Below are 16,641 nucleotides of genomic sequence, written 5' to 3'. Positions count from 1 at the left end.
CCACTCTAGGCGTGGGTCTCGGCTACCTTCCCGCCGAGACGAGCTCCTCGACGCCCTCGGCCAGGCACTCCTCCAGCCCGCGGAGGTCGGCGACGGCGCTGGCGTCGACGTTGACCCCGATGCACGCGGTGTCGCCGACGGTCACCAGGCACACGGTCAGCGCGGCGCCGGGCAGTGGCCCGAGGACGTACATCCCCTGCACCTCGGCGCCGGCCATGAAGCGCTTGCGCGGCGGGCCGGGCAGCGTCAGCACGAAGGCGTCGGGCGGGACGGCGGTGCGCAGTGCCGAGGCACCGACGAAGGCGGGCATCCGGTTCACGACCGGAGCCGCAGCGTCGAGCACCTCCAGCGCACGCTCGGTGTGCAGCGACAGCACCTCGCCCCGCACGGCCGCGACCCGGTCGACCGGGTCCTCGATGGCCAGCGGGCCGGAGATCAGGGCCTGTGCGAAGCGGTTGCCGAGGTCGTCGGCGCGGTCGAGGGAGACGCGTACGCCGACCGGCAGCTCACGCACGTCGCTGCCCCGTCGTGCGTGGTAGCGGCGCAGCCCGCCGAGCACCAGCGCGACCGCGGCGTCGTCGAGGGTGCCGCCGCCCTGCCGGGCGACCGTGCGCAGCGGCTCCAGCGGTGCCTCGAAGGTCAGGAAGGTCCACTTCTTGCCGGTGCGCGGGGACAGCTCGGGCGAGGGCCGCTCGGTCTGGGTCAGGAGCCGGCGCACCGACGCGCCGTAGCGCAGCGCCGACGCCACGACCGCCTGCGGACGGACGGCCGCGTGGCCGAGCGTGCGCACGCTCGTGCGGGCGAGGTCGGGGAGCGTGGAGACGTCGGCGCGCAGGCCGGCCACCGCAAGCTCGACGCCGTCGACACCCACGGGCGCGGCCACCTCGTCGCCGAGCGGCTTGCGCGCGGTGTGGGCGCGGCGGCCCGACTGGAGCATGGACAGCAGCTGCACGATGCCGAGGGGGTCGGCGAGCGCGTGGTGGATCTTGAGGACGTACGCCGCCCCCTCCCCGCCCTCGACGGGCACGCCCTCGTAGAGGACGCCCTCCCAGAGCGGGCGGGAGCGGTCGAAGGGACGCAGCGCGACCTGGGCGGCCTGGGCGAGCATCTCCTCGCGGCTCGAGACGCGCTCACGGCGGAGGTGGTAGCCGAGGTCGAAGGTCGGGTCGTCGGCCCACGTCGGCGGCGCGGTCGGCACGACCGGGTCCACGACGCGCTGGCGCAGGCGGCGTACGAGCCCGGTGCCCCACTCGGTCGCCGCGACGAAGCGCTTCCAGTCCGGCGCCCGGTCGAGGTCGATCACCACGGTCGTGGTGGACGACTGGACGGGGTGGCGCTCCGCGCGCCAGAGCAGGGTCTGCATCGACGTGAGCTCGGCACCGACCGACCAGGCGGCCGCTCCGCCCCAGCGCTCGAAATCCTCCGCGGCACTCATGCCGGCCACCTCGCGAGCGTCTCCTCGAACTTGGCGTGCAGGGCGGCGATGCGCTCGCTCATGTCGTCGACGCTCCAGTCGGTCTCGGGCTCCAGCACGCACACGTCGACGACGCCGGGGTTGAGCACCAGGGAGCTGCGCCGCATCAGCTCGCCGGTGTTGCGCAGCACGATGGGCACCACCGGCACGCCGGCCTGCGCGGCGAGGTGGAAGGCGCCCTTGCGGAAGGGGCCGAGCACCGGCGTCGCCGAACGGGTGCCCTCGGGGAAGATCATCAGCGAGGTGCCGCCGCGGATCCGCTCCACGACCCCGTCGAGGGTCGCGCGGGCCGAGGCGGAGTCGGACCGGTCGATCCACGCCGGGTCGATGACGAGCGAGCCGACGAAGGTGCGCGGGTCCCAGCGGGCCTCCTTCTTGGCCACGATGGTGAAGTCGCGCTCGAGGAGGTTGCCCAGGACCGGGATGTCGAGCGCGCTCTGGTGGTTGGCCACGAAGATGGCCGGGCGGTGGGTCCAGAGGCGCTCGCGGTTCTGCACCTCGACCTCCACGCCCGCCAGCGCCATCGGCAGCGAGGTGGCGAGCTTGACCGCGAGGTTGCGGCCCTCGTGGGCGTCGCGTCGGGCCAGGCCGTAGGCCAGCCCGGCGACGACGCCGGTGTTCATGCCGGCCAGCGCCGCCGCCGTACGACCGGCCGCGACGAGCGAGCCGCCGACCGGGTCGGAGAGGTCGAGCACCGGCCAGCCGAGGCGGGCGGCCGCGGCGCGGAGGTCGCGGTGCGGGTTGAGCGCGGTCGGGTGCCCGACGGACGAGAGGAAGGCGACGTCCTCGTAGCCGTTGCCGTAGGCGTAGGAGTCGGCGAGGTCGACGCCGTGCTCGCGGGCGAAGGCGCGTACGCCGCTCGCCTTGTGGCGGCCCCACAGCATCGGTCCGTCGGTGGCGCCGGTGAACTGGCCGTCCTCGACCACGAGCTGCGTGCAGACGAGGTGCTCGACGCCGAGGTCCCGGGCGACCGGGGCGATCTGGTACCTCGTCGCCGCGGACGCCACCGCGACCGTGTGGCCGGCGCGCTGGTGGGCCATCACCAGCGCGCGGGACTCCCGGCGGATAGTGCCGGCGATCTTGGAGCGGAAGAGCCGCTCGCCGAGGTCGGCGAAGGCCTCCTCGGACTCCCCGCGCATCGCGGAGAAGGCGACGTGCGCGATGCGGGTCGGGTCGCCGCCGAGCTCGCCGTCGACCGCCGTCACGACGGTGCGCAGGAACTCGGCCGGCGACACGTCGCGGCCCTTGAGCCGGTCGCCGTAGAACGTGGCAGCGGTGTATCCCGCGACGAGGGTGCCGTCGAGGTCGAAGAAGGCGCCCACCGTCGGCCCCTGGGGACCGGCCTCGATCGCCTCGATCGCCTCCTGCGCGGCGGCCGAGAGCCCGCTCACCGGCTCGCCTGGTGATGCGGCTGCAGCACCGCGTGCGGGTGCACCGCAGGCGCCACGTGAGCCGCGATCTCGCCGATGATGTTGACCCGACGCACCGTGTCGCGCAGCTCGGCGGCGAAGGCCTCCCGTGCCGAGCCCACCCCGTCGCGGCCCTCGAGCAGCCCCTTGTGGCGGGCCAGGGCGAGCGCCGTGCGGAAGAGCTCCAGCGAGATCGACTCCGCGCTCGCCACCCGCCGCTGCAGCGCCCACTGCTGGCCGACGGCCAGCGAGTCGGCCAGCAGGTCGTCGTCGCCCACCGGGGCGTCGCCGTGGTCGGCAAGACGGTCGGCGAGCACGAGGTAGGCGTCGAGGAACGGCCGCAGCACCAGGTGGGCCAGGTGCGGTCGCGCACTCACCAGGAGCTCGCGCGCACGGTCCGGCGTCATGTCCGTGACGTCCTCGCCGACGAGCAGCTGGAGCTCGGTGCGCAGGTCGTCCTCGAAGCCGGCCCGGCTGGGGAAGAAGAACTCGAACTTGAGGAGGTCGCGCATCCGCTTGGCCTCCTCCCAGCCCACCTGGAGCGTGCCGCCCTGCGGCAGCTCGGCGTCCGGCTCGAGCTCGGAGACGGTGAGCAGCGCGAGCTCGCCGATCGCGCGCTCGACGAGGATGTGGATCACGGTGTTGCGGTAGAACGCGGCCACCAGGTGCTGGTCGTCACCGATCTTCCAGACCGGCTCGCTGCCTTGGTCGTACGCCGTCAGCACCCCGCTGCGCGCCAGCTCGGCCAGCGCCCGGCGGATCGTCGAGCGGTCCCGGAGGTCGGCGGCTCCGGCCACCGGCCACTGGCGCGCATCGATGTAGGTGGCCAGCGGCTCGACGGTGTCGAGCACCTCGTCGACCGTCAGGGCGCGGTCGGCGCCGAGCAGGGCCAGCGAGACGATCGCGGTGACGGTCACCGGGGTGGCGCGGTTGAGCCGGTGGGAGATGTCGAGCGCGACCCGCTCCACGGCCTGGTGGCCGGTGAGGCCCTCGGCAGCGAGCTCATCCATCCGCTCGCGCAGGGAGAACGGCTCGCCGACGGTGAGGTAGGCGCGTCCCATGCGCTGGCGCTGGAGCCGGGCGAAGCGGACCAGCCAGCGCCAGTCCTCCGGGGTCTTGCTGGCGCCGCGCGACTCCTCGGTCATCAGCGAGACCTCGTGCAGCTGGTCGTAGACCACGGACACCGGCACGACCTGGACGTCGGGTGCCTCGTCCCCTTCGCCTTGGTCCTGCACGGTGTCGGTGAGGTACTTCAGGATGCCGTGGACCGGCGGGCGCAGCTTGCCGGTGCGGGTGCGGCCGCCCTCGATCGACCACGCCATGTTGCGCTTGTTCCTCACCATCTGGCGGATGTAGGAGCGCAGGGCGAGCCGGTAGACCGGGATCTCCTGGGTCGAACGCCGGATGAAGATCAGCCCGGTCCGACTGGCCACGGTGCCGATGATCGGCAGGTTGAGGTTGGCGCCGCCGAAGGTGTAGGTCGGCGAGAACCGCCGCGACGACAGGGCGTTCGGGATCACCATGCCGTCGAGGTAGGAGCGGTGGCTGAAGGCGAGCGCGAGGCTGTGCGAGCGGTCGAGCCGCTTGAGCTCCTGCATGTCGTCCTCGTCGACCAGGACGTCGTACGCCCGGAGGAACCACTCGCCCATCCGCGCCCACCCCTGGGAGGTGCGGTCGTCGTGGGCGGCGGCCATCTCGTGGAGGTAGCCCTTGACCTCGGACCACACCTCCTCCTCGGGTCGCCCCTGCTCGGTGGCCTGCTCGGCGACGGCGCGCTGGAAGCGCTTGTCGTGGAGGAGCTCGGTCACCTCCCGCGGCGGGGCGGCGGGCAGCCGCTCACCCACCGACCGGGGCAACGCGACCCTTGCAGCATCTCGGACACGGCGTACGACGGTCATGGTCAGCCACGCTCCTTCCCTCTCGCGGAGGCGCGAGCACAAGCGTGCGGCGAAAGTTACCGCCGTACGCCGTCCCTGACCATGGCACCGCACCGATCCGTGGACCGTTCGCTGGGTCGACGCCGGTTTCAGGCTGGCGGCGGGGCTCCGGTAATGTTCCGCGCGGTGGCGTGTCCGAGCGGCCGAAGGTGCAACACTCGAAATGTTGTGTGGGGTCAAACCCACCGTGGGTTCAAATCCCACCGCCACCGCCAGTGGGCTACGGAATCAAAACCGCAGCCAGACAGACAAAAGTCTGAGAGACACCCCCTTGGGGCCCGAATCCGGGTCACGAGGGGGTGTCTTGGCGTTCCGGGCTGATCTGAGGCGTCCCTTCGTGCGCCGTCGGAGCGCTTGCGGCCGTGATCGGGGTCCGGAAACGCCGAAGCCCCCTGAATCGGGGTAGGCCGATTCAGGGGGCTGGGTTGGTGGTGTGGTGACCTCTGCTGGTCAGGCGGCTCCTTGGTCGTCGAGGGCGGTCTCGACGTTCTCGTCGTAGGCAGGGTCACCGCGAGTGCCCTTCGTGCCGGGTGGCAGATGGGTGGGTGCGTGGTCGTCCTTGCGCTTGTAGCGGGTGACGTAGAGGTCACCGTTGGCGTCCTCGATGGCGCGGCTGAGGAAGGCGCGGACCTTGCGGATGCCTGCGGCTGCGAGGAGAACGGCAGCGAACAGGGACTGGGCTGCGTAGCCGCGGGCGCGGCGCTTGCCGGAGGAGCCGAGGGCTTCCTTGCCCTCGTCCTTGGCGAAGCCGTGCAGACCTTCCTGCGACTGGCGCAGGGCGTTGTAGATGTCGGTGTGCTGGTCGGTGCCGAAGGGAAGGTCTTGGAGGTACTTGGCCAGGTCCACGCCGGACGACGGCTTCTTCTTGGCACGCTTGTCAGCACCCGAGGGCTTCTTGCGCGGCACGTCGTCGGCATCAGACGGCTTGGCGGGGCGCAGGTCGATGGTGACGGACTCCTGCCGACAGGGCTTGGGCCAGACACCGTTGGTCTGCGTATCGGGGTTCGGGGTGATGCGGTCCTTGAGTCGGACACCGAGCACGGGTCCACCGATCATCTTCTTCTCCACCGAGCGAGGCTTGAGCGCGCAGATGACGGCCGGGTGGGCGCCAGATGCTGGGCAGCCCCACCGCTGGGTTCCGGAGTCGTTCATGCCCTTGTTGCGAGCACGGTAGGTCTCGCGAGAGGCGATGCGCTCCAGGTACTCCTTGCGAGTGATGGCTCCGGCCCGGAAGTCCTTCGTCGCGTCCACCAGGATCGCCGGGATGCTGGGGCAGTACCACTCGCCCTCGACGAGAAAGAGGCCGTCGGCGCTGCCCTGCACGCCGATGTGGTCATCGAGGATCGGCAGGACCAGTTTCCAGCCCAGCGAGCGTGCCGGAAGGTGGAACGTCTCGGCTGTGGCGTTGGCGTAGAGGCCGTCCCCTGCAAGGTAGTTGGGCTGGTGGACGTGAGCGGCGAGGTCGGTCATGACGCGGCGGGCTGCTCCGGCGGCGTCGACGCCGGGCGCGTCGAGGTGCATGGCGATCGGCAGGGCGGGCAGGTACTGGTTGTCGCCGAGGTAGTCGCAGGCGGCGACCATGAGGTTGATGTCGTAGCCGTAGAACGCCTTGCGCACTCCATTGCCGTGATCGGCGTGGTCGCCGCCGCGGACGTAGAACCCGGCGTTGGGGTCGGTAGAGGCGAGGGTGTTGTCGACTCCGCGGCCCTTGGTGTGGAGGCGCAGCGGGGTGGCGTCGATGCAGGCCGAGCCGCGGTACTTGGAGCGGACCTTCGCGGGCAGGAGCGTATAGGGGATGCGCAGGATGCGATTGCAGACCAGCGTGAGGGCGTCGTGGTTGTCGAGGATCTCCTCGGTCGTGAGCGGCCGGTCCCGCTCACGCAGTTCGATCCAAGGGATCTCCTTGCCGGTGGGGTGGATGGAGGGGTCGAGGGTGATGAGGAACCGGCGCAGTGCCGTGCGGACGTGACGTTCCACGCGCCACAACTCGCGACGGGCCTCCTCGGCGGTGGCCGCGGTGGGCAGCGCCTTGATGTCGAGCAGCCGCATAGAGGCGGGGTGGAGCCGGAAGTAGAGAGTGCGGGCGATCTCGGAGGACAGGCACCCCTTGCCGTCCATCGCAGTCAGCATGATGGCGACGAGCAGCGCCCGGTAGCCGATGGCGGTAGGTCGTCCCTTCCTCTTCTTGCGCTTGGCGATGCGGGCTTCGACGTGGTCGAGCACGTCGGCCTTGTTGATGGCGTCGAAGACGCTGTCGACCGTCTTGTCAGCGAACTTGGTGTCGTGGTGGTCGAAGATGCCGTGCACGGTGTCCTCGCCAACCACGCCCGGCCCGTTCATCGGGATGGCGAGCGTCTTCTCCCTGCGCTGGAGGAGGTCGGTGACCGTGCCGGTCTCGAACTTCTGGCGCAGACCGCGACCGGTGATGGTGGGGTCGGTGCTCTTCTTGCCGCGGCGCCTGCTCGCCGGGGCAGTGGACGGGCTGGCGGTCTCGCCGGTGAGGTCGCCTGCGGTGTCGGTGGCCGTGTCGCTGGTGGTGTCGCTGGTGTTCTTGCTCGTCTCCTTGCTGTTGGTGGATGTGGTGCCGCTCTGCTTGGGGTGCTTGCGCCGGTGACCGGGCGACTTCTCGCTCATACCTGGTCCTCGTCGTTGAAGTGGACCGTGACCGACATGTCGGTCTCGGGGATCGTGATTGTCATGGGCGGCCGGTACGGGTTGGCGCGCAGCAGCCGTGCGGTGCGCTCAGGCTCGGTCGGCGGGAGCATCTGCAGGAGGTTGTGAAGGTGGTTGGCCTCCTTCATGTCCGATGCCTCCATCAACTCCTTGAGGGGAGTGCCGTTGGCGAGGTGCCAGCACAGCCAGGTGTTGCGCAGGCGGGTGGAGTTCATGAGCACCGGCGGGTTCTTCGCCATCGCCCGACGCACCGACTCGTTCGAGGAGTGCAGTCCGGGCTCGGTGCGCCACGGAGCCGTGAGGATGTGGCCGGGCTCGACGGCAAGCACGATGTCGGCCAGGCGACGCTCCCAGTGCGACAGGCACGTCACCGTCCTGGTGGACTTCGGCGAGGTCACCGTGACGTGGACGGCACCGTCCTCGTCGATGACGACGTCGTCTCGCTTGACCCGCGTCAGTTCACCACCGGTGAGGCCGCACCCGAGGCCGAGGGCAAGGAAGGCCGTCATCCGCTTGACGCGCTTCTTCACGCTCAGCGTCTTGGCCCACACCCACAGGTCGGCCTGGTCGGCGTCGCTGAGCGGGGTGACGGGTGCTTCCTCGGTGATGGTCGGCTTGCGCAGTTCCCGAGGCGTGGCGCCGAGGAGGAAGTCACCAATGAGTTCGAGACGAACCCACGTCACGTTCTTCGACGTCTCCGTCCAACCCTTCGCAGGCCCAGCCCACTCGATGTAGCGGTAGCGCGTCTCCTCGCACAGCAGGTGCTCACGGGTCAGCGGCTGCCCGGTGCTGTGCGCCCAGCGAGCCAGACCCGCAAGGGCTGAGAGCGAGATCCTCATCCACGAGTTGCCCACCGGGGTCGGCGCCATCGCGAGAGAGTCGATGAGCGCCTGCTGGGTGAACCGCAGCGGCTCCGGCTGCAGGCAGGGGTGACCCTTGTAGCCGTTGACCATCGCCACAGCCATCTGCAGCGCCACGTCAGCGTCGGGGTGCAGAGCAACGCCACGGTTCCTCATCGCGAGCCACCAGTCGGGGAAGTCGAACCGGTGAGGGCAGCGGCGGCGAAGGCCGCAGGCGACGTAGTGGGCATGCCACTGGACCGACGGCCACTCGACGTCCGGGGGAGGGACAGGCAGCGGTCGCTGGACAGGGCCAGACGAGGTGCGGTTGCAGTGGTCAGTCGAGCCGTGCGGCGCTGAGACCGACGATCCGGTCGCTTCGTCCGCGGAGGGTGGACAGGGCCGGGCAGGGGCGCCACCACTCGGGCGGCCTGAAGTGTGGGGTTGCGAAGGGTCGACGAGTCGCAAAGCGCGACCCGTCCGAGGACGGTCTGGCACGGGTTCTCCTGGTTGACATCAACCCGGAGACGACTCGTGTTAGGGCACAGACGCCGCCGGGCAACAACCCGGTGCATTAGGGCTGCACCGGCTCGACCCGACGACGTCCTACCACAGCAGACGGACAACAGTCGAACAAGCGTTCGACACACGAGGAAGGCCATCAAGGCCACGAAGGTGATCATGGAAGGGATCTCGGAACCCCCTGGACGGCCCTGGATCACTTATGCACACTCACGTGGTTCCAAACCACATGCTGTGTGGTTCAGCCGTCCGGCTTCCTAACCACACAGCATGTGGTTCCTACGGTTGGGCCGTGCCACGCCGACCCGCCATCCGCGCCAAAGCAGTACGCGGGCCCCGACGGCATCTGCGCTACCCCGAGCAGTTCGGCTTCGTCAACGAGCCACAGTTCAAGCAGGGGACGCCACCCCACGTCGCACAAGCCGTCATCGACCAGCACCGCCTCGCCCAACGCGTCCACTCCCAGATGACCCGCGACGAACTCGGCTGGGACGACATCGCCGACTCCCTCGGAGTCTCCGAAGAACAAGCCCGCCGCATCCTCCGCGGCGAATCCGAGATGGCCCTCGACCGCATGCACCAACTCGCAGCAGCCGTCGGCTACCGCCTCCTCGTGCAGCCCCAGCCGATCAAGCCCGAAGGCACCGTGAAGTAGCACGGGCCCCGCTCAAGCGATCGGCGGGAAGGGCCTCAGACGTCTGCGGCGATCGGCTGCGACCCGTCCATCGCGCCTCCTAGGGTGGTGAGACCCGGCACACGCGCCAGCAGGACATGGCGCCGCCTGCCGATAGAGAATTCATGGACACAACGAGGGGGACGCTGCCGTGACGAGCACGGGCATGAGGCTTGAACTGACGTGGCCGAACAAGGACAAGTTCCTCCTCAACCCCAAGGACGACACCGGCAAGCCCGTGTGGGTCGAGCGTGACCACCCCGCCGCTGCCGAAGTTCGCCTGACCGACTTCACCGACAGCGTCGGCGAGGTCAACGATGCCGACCCGCACGCCGACAACCTCCTGTTCACCGGCGACAGTCTCGACTTCCTTCGCGTCCTCGTCGAGGTTCCCGAGTACGCGAGGGAGTACCGCGGCAAGGTCAAGTTGGTCTACATCGACCCGCCGTTCAACACCGGCCAGACGTTCGCGCACTACGACGACTGGATGGAGCACTCCACCTGGCTGTCCTTCATGCGTGAGCGCCTACTCCTCATCAAGGAACTGCTTGCTCCCGACGGGTCCGTGTGGGTCCACCTCGACGACGCCGAGCAGCACCGCATGCGACTCCTCATGGACGAGATCTTCGGTCCGCGCAACTTCGTCGCAACGTTCGTTTGGGAGCGCACCGACATCCCCGCCATGCAAGCGTCGGTGACCATGAGCCAGGACTACCTGCACGTGTACCGAGGCGGCGAGGCCTTCGCACCAAACGGCTTCGTCACCGAGGAAGTGGCGGACCACTACAACAAGGTCGACGCGGATGGGCGGGCGTACTGCCTCCGAACCCTGCGCATGACCGGCCCAGGATCAGCCCGAGCCGACCGTCCCACGATGTGGTTCTCGATCCCAGCCCCCGACGGCACCGAGGTGTGGCCGATCCGCAGCGACGGAACGGAAGGGCGATGGAGGTGGGGTCCCGACCGAGTCGGTCGCGATGAGAACACGCTGGAGTGGGTCGAACGGGACGGGCAGTGGGAGCCATATCGGCGCATCTACGCGGGCACCTCGACGAGGCCTCCCGCGACCCTTCTCAAGTACACCGATGTCGGATCCAACCGCATCGCGAAGTTGGAAATCCGGAAGTTGTTCCCCGGTGTCAACCCGTTCGCGACCCCCAAGCCAGAAAGCCTGATGGAACGGGTGCTCCACATCGGCTCGGGTCCGGGCGACATCGTGCTGGATTGCTTCGGAGGCTCAGGCACAACCGCCGCAGTCGCCCACAAGATGGGCCGTCGATGGCTCACCAGCGAGATTCTTCCGGCGACGGTCGCCGAGTTCACTCGACCTCGGCTTGAGAAGGTGGTTGCTGGCAGTGACACCGGTGGCATCAGCAAGGCGATCGGCTGGGCAGGCGGTGGCGGGTTCCGTGCCGTGACGCTCGCTGAGTCGATGTACGAGGTAACCCCCTACGGCGTCATGCTGGCGGACTGGGCGACGAACGGTCGGTTCGCGCGTGCGGTCGCCGGGCAGTTGGGGTTCGACTGGGAGCCCGACGGATTGTTCTCCGGTGCCCGCGGGCGCATGCGGCTAGCCGTCTTCGACGGGACCATAGGCGCCGAGGAGGTGCGCCACGTTGTGGCAGCCCTCGCCGACAAGGAGCGCGCCACGATCGTCGCTCAGGCCGTGCTCCCAGGGGCAGAGGAGACCCTCGCGGAGTTGTCCAAGGGCTCGCGCATCAGGAAGGCACCTCGTGACCTCCTGACCGCAGGAGCGCAGCGCTCGCGTCGGCGACTCGAAGCCGCAGAGCGTGCCGTGCAGGTGAAGATGGAAGAGGTTCCGGCGTGACGATCCCCTACGACGAGGCGCTGGTCGAACAGGTCTCCACCACCCTCAACCTTCGTGCGCCGAACCAAGCAGCGTTGAACAAGTTGGCCCAAGAACTGGACACCGCACCGGCAGGGGCAGAACTCGTTGCAGACCTGGCCACCGGCGTGGGCAAGACCTACATCGCCGGAGGGCTGCTGGACTACCTGCACGCCTCCGGCGTCCGCAACGTCGTCATCGTGACACCCGGCTCGACCATCCAGAAGAAGACCATCGGCAACCTCACGCCTGGCCACCGCAAGTACCTGCGTGGCTTGCAGTGCCGCCCCACCCTCATCACCCTCGACGATGTCGAGAAGGGCGATGTCGCCGCAGCACTGGAGGACGACAACGCCTTCAAGGTCTTCGTGTTCACGGTCCAGTCCCTGCTGGGGTCCGGCAAGGGAGGCAAGGAAGCCCAACGCCGCGCCCACCGGCCGCACGAGACGCTCGGGCAGGCGCTGTACGACTACCTTCAAGCCGCCGAGGACCTCGTGGTGATCGCCGACGAGCATCACATCTACTACTCAGGAACCGCCACGAAGTTCCAGTCCGCGATCGACGACATGAAGCCCCTGTCGATGGTTGGGCTGACGGCAACCCCGCACCCCTCCACGCCGCGGGACAAGATCGTCTTCAAGTACCCGTTGGCTGAGGCCATCGCGGACGGATACGTCAAGATCCCCGTGCTCGTGTCACGGCAGGACGGGATCAAGGACGCACGGACACAGATGGCCGACGCACTCACCCTCCTGGATGCCAAGGCCGAGGCCATGCGTGAGCACTGCCAGCGCACCAGAAAGCCCTACGTCGAACCCATCCTGTTCATCGTCACCCAGTCCATCGACGAGGCCAACCAGTATCGAGACCTCCTCGTCGGATCCGACATGCTTGGATCCGCCAACAAGGTGCTCTCGGTGAACTCGGCCGAAGCCGAGGAGACGCTCCGCCTGTTGGACACCCTTGAGGACCCTGACTCGCCCATCCGTGCCGTCGTGTCGGTGGACATGCTCAAGGAGGGCTGGGACGTGAAGAACATCTACGTCATCGCCTCCACCAAGGCGCTGGAGTCGACGCTCCTCACTGAGCAGATCCTCGGGCGCGGACTACGACTCCCCTTCGGGGAACGCACCGGCAACCCCATGCTCGACACCGTCGAGGTGCTCTCCCACAACTCCTTTGCCGCACTCCTCAAGCGAGCAAAGGCGCTGCTGGAGGAAACGCTGGGCGACCGGGTCGAGGAAGCCTCAGTCGTGGTCAACCCGCAGGCTGGCGTCCGGCAGCCGGGCACCCCGCTGAGCAAGCAGGGCGAACTCCCCGTGGACTTCACCTTCCCCGCCTCCGGAGAAGTGCAGATCCAGTTGCCAGGTCCTGCAGCCACCGACCCTGACCAGGGCGGGCTGTTCGAACTCGACGAGGATGACTGGGCGGCTGCACGGCAGACCCCTCAGCAGCACGTCGGACTCAGCCTCGCCACCATGGACTCCCGTGTAGCCACAGCCGCGTCGTCCACCGAGATCCTGACCCGCACCCTGCGCCCGAGAAAGCCCGGCGGCCTCAACATCCCGCTGTTCCTGCCACAGGTCACCACAAAGTGGCAGCGCGACCCGTTCAGTCTCGCCTCGGTCAACCTCACGGACGTCGAGGCACTCGGGCGCCAGTTCGCCAGCGACGACGCCCCAGTCCTGCTGCAGAAGATGATCGACGCCGAACGCACCGAGGACGGGATCGCACACATACGCATCCACAACGCCACCTACACCGTGCGCGCCTCACAGACCGCGATGCCATTCGGTGACATCGAAACCGACCTCGTCTCCCGCCTCCTGCGCACCGACGGCATCGTCATGACCGTCGCTGAACAGAACGCCGCACGCGCCATCGCACAGGCGTTCATGACCGGCGCCGACGTCACCATCGACACGCCATGGCGCGAAGCCCACGGCCGACTGGCGACCGCCCGACTCGCGGAGTGGATCAACAACAAGCAGACCTCCAGCCCGGCCCGTGAGGTCAAGGAAGTCACACAGGCCAAGTGGCCCGAGCCCCCGGAGGTCACCGAGACAAGGGTCCCCGCCGACCGTCACCTTGTGACCAAGTCCAGCGAGTTCACCCGTCACTACCCCTACGAAGGCTGGAACAAGTCCGTCTACGAGATCAACTCGTTCGACGCCTACTCGACCGAGTTCCTCCTCGCATCCATCTTCGAGACCCCCGGTGAAGTCCGGGCGTGGATCCGCATCGACCACACCGTGCCGCTGCGCATCCCGTACCACGTCTCAGCCATCCAGCGGACCTACGTGCCCGACTTCATCGTCATCGACAACCACGGCACCTACTGGATCGTCGAAGGCAAGGCCGACGGCGAGATGACCTCCAACATCGTCATCGCCAAGCGCGACGCCGCCCGCGAATGGGCCAAGGCCGTCAACGACTCCGACACCGTCCACGACAAGTGGGCCTACCTCCTCGCCTCCGAAGCGGTCATCAAGAGCGCCTCCACCTGGACGGCGCTCAAGAACGGAGGACAGGCCTACCAGTGAGCATCACGAACAGCGCCATCCACGAGGCACTTGGAGAGACCGGCGTCCTCGACCTCGGGATGGTTGAGCGTGCCGTAGCCGAGGGCGTCCGTGAAACGGAGAACCTGGACTGGAAGGGCTCCGACCCGTACGTGCCTAAGGGTGACAAGGGCAAGGACGAGTTCGCGAAGGACGTGGCAGCGTTCGCCAACTCCCGCGGTGGCATCATCGTCATCGGGGTCGCCGAGGACCGCACCACGGGTCGCGCATCGGAGGTGCAGCCCTTCGAAGTCACGGACGCCATCGAACGACGAATGCGCTCGTGGCTGCCCACGAGACTCCACCCGCCAGTGCCCGGCCTCGTGTTCGAGCCACTCACAGACGAGGAATCGCAAGGCGTACTCGCGATCCATGTCCCAGCCAGCCCTGATGCACCTCACATGGTCGGCAAGGACACTGCGTGCGCGTTCCCCTACCGCCGCGGCACACAGACCGAATGGATGCGTGAGTTCGACCTCGAACGCGCATACCGGGACCGGTTCGCCCGCCGGGACGCCGATGAGGAAACGCTCTCCCGCATGGAGACGTACGCCCTCCAGCACCTCGACCTGACCAGTGGATGCTGGATCGTCGCCACCGCACGCCCCACAATCCCGGCTCAGACGATGACACCGCTCAGCCGCGAAGACGCCACGACCATCGCGCAGACAGCCGCGAAGAAGCGACCTTTCGTTCTGCCGGAGGGTGTCCGCCCGCACGCCGTCGTGGAACAGATGACCGAAGGTGTTCTCAACCCGCGCCCCGGACTTCGACGTTGGGTGATGACCCGCACCGCCGTCGAACCCAGCAAGCAGGTCAAGGACTCATACGTCGAACTCCACCACGACGGCTCAATCGTGCTCGCACTTCGCACAGGCGGCTACCACCAGCGCGAAGACATCCCAGACCGCAACCCCATCACTGACTGGGGTGTTAGCGCGATGGCCGTCGACCTCACCAACCTGATCCACGCACTCTCCGAACGACTCAACCTACAAGGCCAGTTCCTCATCCGAATGAACCTCGCACGCGGCGACGACAAGCCGTATGCGTTCCTCATGCCCGAACGGAGCGGCAGCATCACGTTCGGCCCCAGCCAGCCAGACTGGTCACGAGAACTCCGAAACTTCATCCCAGTCGACCTTGCAGTGCCACCCATGGGGACACCCGAAGATCGTGCCGAGGTCGCGCGGACGCTCACAGCCGACATGTGCCAGCAATTCGGCATCTCACCCCACGAGTTCGGCTGGCCCCAGCCTTCAAGCCCCGACTCCTGAACCAGACAACCGGGTCAAGCCGGAGCCAGCATGTTCGACTCGACCCACATCTCCACGATCGCCCACCCGCCCTCGTCTGGGGCGGGTACGAGGATTTGGCCGTCGTAACCGTCGCCGACATGTCGCCAACGCACCAGGAGCGCCGCCTGGCGGCCGTACGGGCCGAGGTACCAGCAGTGCTTCACCGTGGGCGCCTGTGGCGGTACAGGCGCGAGGGGCTGAGGTGGCTGGGCTGGCTGGGGCGGGTGGAATCCTGCCGTTGAGTGCGCCGTGATCGAGCGCGTGGCGGCGTCCCCTGCCTGCCGGGCGCGCGTGTTGGCCACGCGCTGAGCGAGGCTCTCATCGCCTTCCGCGCTCATCCCTCCCGCCATGTTGCCGAGGCTAGATCTCGGCACCGTCAGCGGAGGGTCCGCGCCCGGTCTCGCTACCCGCTGAGGCTCGTAGCCGGGCCAGCACGTCAATCGTGAGCCGCTCTGCCGCTTCCTGAGAAGGGACGGCGGCGAGACGGAGGCGATGGCACACCCTTGCCTGTGCGAGGAGCCGAGGCCGCAGTGCGTCGACCACCGCTGCAACCCACTCGTCGCTCTCGCTCCGCTCCATGGAGTTGACCGTAGGCAGCGGCTCCGACACCGCACCCGAACGCGCGCCAGCCGCTGGTGACGGTGGCCCGAGCCGCCTGTCACAACGGCTCGGGCCATCAAGGTCGGCACGGTGAGCCTGTCACCCGCCCACCGGACCACACAGGCTGATGCGAGAGCCCTGCAACCGGTCCTCGCAACCACTGCCGGGAGGCCGGTCCGCCTGACACAACGGACCGGAACACCCGACGTCGACAGTAGAACGACCGCTCGCGGCTGGGAAGTGGCGGCGACGATCCCAGTCCGTGACTGGAATCGCGGGACACGGTTCCTCGTGGAAGCGATGATTGGGTGTGCCTAGACCATTCATCGCCCTCGCTGCCCTAGTCGCCGTCGGCACCCTCACTGGGTGCGCTTCTGACAACGAACCCACGAACGCCAGCGAGACTCAGGCAGCCGAGCCTGAGACCTTCACTGTGGTCGGCGCCATCAAGGTAGTCGACCGCGACGGGATCGACCTCAACTTCATGGACGACCTCAACGTGGGCGATGAGTGCACCACCAACCCCGGCTACGGCGACATTGCAGCCGGAGCACAGGTGACCGTCCTCGACTCCAAGGGTGAAGCAGTCGGCGTTGGGTCCATCGGCGACGGCGAACTCACCGTCGACGGTTTCGAGATGCTCGGCGGCGGATCGGCGAACGGCGTGACCGAGGGATGCAAGTTCCCGTTCAAGGTCGAAGACATCCCGGAGGGCGGCAACATCTACTCCATCTCGGTCGGCATGCGGCCGGACTACCAGTTCACCCGTGACGAAGCCCTCAGCCTCACGCTCGTACTGGGATAGTCAG

General features: G+C 68.2%; 10 protein-coding genes and 1 tRNA gene. 6 read left to right on the top strand and 5 right to left on the bottom strand.

What is annotated here, in order from left to right:
- Window positions 1-22 precede the first annotated feature (22 nt).
- From CFI00_RS01160 to CFI00_RS01150, 3 genes are read right to left on the bottom strand one after another with little or no spacing between them, the layout of a single operon-like run.
- The gene (locus tag CFI00_RS01160; RefSeq protein ID WP_207083493.1) at window positions 23-1,435 is read right to left on the bottom strand and encodes a wax ester/triacylglycerol synthase domain-containing protein; all 1,413 of its coding nucleotides are present in this window, start codon (window positions 1,433-1,435) and stop codon (window positions 23-25) included.
- On the bottom strand, window positions 1,432-2,865 hold the full coding sequence (locus CFI00_RS01155; RefSeq protein WP_207083492.1) for an HAD-IB family hydrolase: 1,434 nt from the start codon (window positions 2,863-2,865) through the stop codon (window positions 1,432-1,434). Before CFI00_RS01155 ends, CFI00_RS01160 begins: the two co-directional genes overlap by 4 nt.
- Window positions 2,862-4,781, bottom strand: a complete 1,920-nt coding sequence (locus tag CFI00_RS01150; protein ID WP_207083491.1) for a lysophospholipid acyltransferase — start codon at window positions 4,779-4,781, stop codon at window positions 2,862-2,864. The genes CFI00_RS01155 and CFI00_RS01150 overlap by 4 nt, the downstream gene beginning before the upstream one ends.
- 164 nt (window positions 4,782-4,945) lie before the next feature.
- Here CFI00_RS01150 and CFI00_RS01145 point away from each other — a divergent pair.
- A tRNA-Ser gene (locus tag CFI00_RS01145) sits at window positions 4,946-5,035 on the top strand.
- 235 nt (window positions 5,036-5,270) lie between these two features.
- On the opposite strand, the gene CFI00_RS01140 is transcribed toward CFI00_RS01145, so the two are convergent.
- Together CFI00_RS01140 and CFI00_RS01135 are read right to left on the bottom strand one after the other, a co-directional pair.
- Window positions 5,271-7,454: a hypothetical protein gene (locus tag CFI00_RS01140; protein WP_207083490.1), complete on the bottom strand. Its 2,184-nt coding sequence runs from the start codon at window positions 7,452-7,454 to the stop codon at window positions 5,271-5,273.
- Window positions 7,451-8,509 (bottom strand): hypothetical protein, encoded by a 1,059-nt coding sequence (locus CFI00_RS01135; RefSeq protein WP_207083489.1) that lies wholly within the window; start codon window positions 8,507-8,509, stop codon window positions 7,451-7,453. The genes CFI00_RS01140 and CFI00_RS01135 overlap by 4 nt, the downstream gene beginning before the upstream one ends.
- Before the next feature lie 637 nt (window positions 8,510-9,146).
- On the opposite strand from CFI00_RS01135, the gene CFI00_RS01130 reads away from it, so the two are divergent.
- The 5 genes from CFI00_RS01130 to CFI00_RS01110 all read left to right on the top strand — a co-directional run bounded on the left by CFI00_RS01130 (window position 9,147) and on the right by CFI00_RS01110 (window position 16,637).
- Window positions 9,147-9,509, top strand: coding sequence for a helix-turn-helix domain-containing protein (locus CFI00_RS01130; RefSeq protein ID WP_207083488.1), 363 nt, complete (start codon window positions 9,147-9,149; stop codon window positions 9,507-9,509).
- Window positions 9,510-9,693: 184 nt separating this feature from the next.
- The gene (locus CFI00_RS01125) at window positions 9,694-11,355 is read left to right on the top strand and encodes a site-specific DNA-methyltransferase (protein WP_207083487.1); all 1,662 of its coding nucleotides are present in this window, start codon (window positions 9,694-9,696) and stop codon (window positions 11,353-11,355) included.
- Window positions 11,352-13,916, top strand: a complete 2,565-nt coding sequence (locus CFI00_RS01120; RefSeq protein ID WP_207083486.1) for a DEAD/DEAH box helicase family protein — start codon at window positions 11,352-11,354, stop codon at window positions 13,914-13,916. Before CFI00_RS01125 ends, CFI00_RS01120 begins: the two co-directional genes overlap by 4 nt.
- Window positions 13,913-15,211 carry an ATP-binding protein gene (locus CFI00_RS01115; protein WP_207083485.1) on the top strand — a complete coding sequence of 433 codons (1,299 nt, stop codon included), beginning with the start codon at window positions 13,913-13,915 and terminating at the stop codon, window positions 15,209-15,211. The genes CFI00_RS01120 and CFI00_RS01115 overlap by 4 nt, the downstream gene beginning before the upstream one ends.
- Before the next feature lie 931 nt (window positions 15,212-16,142).
- Window positions 16,143-16,637, top strand: a complete 495-nt coding sequence (locus CFI00_RS01110) for a hypothetical protein (protein WP_207083484.1) — start codon at window positions 16,143-16,145, stop codon at window positions 16,635-16,637.
- Window positions 16,638-16,641 lie beyond the last annotated feature (4 nt).

The sequence above is a fragment of the Nocardioides sp. S5 genome (assembly GCF_017310035.1).
Classification (GTDB): domain Bacteria; phylum Actinomycetota; class Actinomycetes; order Propionibacteriales; family Nocardioidaceae; genus Nocardioides.
This window is presented reverse-complemented; position numbering and strand designations above follow the sequence as displayed.

Excerpts from the sequence above, each read along its gene's own strand:
- CFI00_RS01160 (WP_207083493.1), bottom strand. The coding sequence starts at position 1,435 with ATGAGTGCCGCGGAGGATTTCGAGCGCTGGGGCGGAGCGGCCGCCTGG.
- CFI00_RS01150 (WP_207083491.1), bottom strand. The coding sequence starts at position 4,781 with ATGACCGTCGTACGCCGTGTCCGAGATGCTGCAAGGGTCGCGTTGCCC.
- CFI00_RS01140 (WP_207083490.1), bottom strand. The coding sequence starts at position 7,454 with ATGAGCGAGAAGTCGCCCGGTCACCGGCGCAAGCACCCCAAGCAGAGC.
- CFI00_RS01135 (WP_207083489.1), bottom strand. The coding sequence starts at position 8,509 with ATGAGGAACCGTGGCGTTGCTCTGCACCCCGACGCTGACGTGGCGCTG.
- CFI00_RS01125 (WP_207083487.1), top strand. The coding sequence starts at position 9,694 with ATGAGGCTTGAACTGACGTGGCCGAACAAGGACAAGTTCCTCCTCAAC.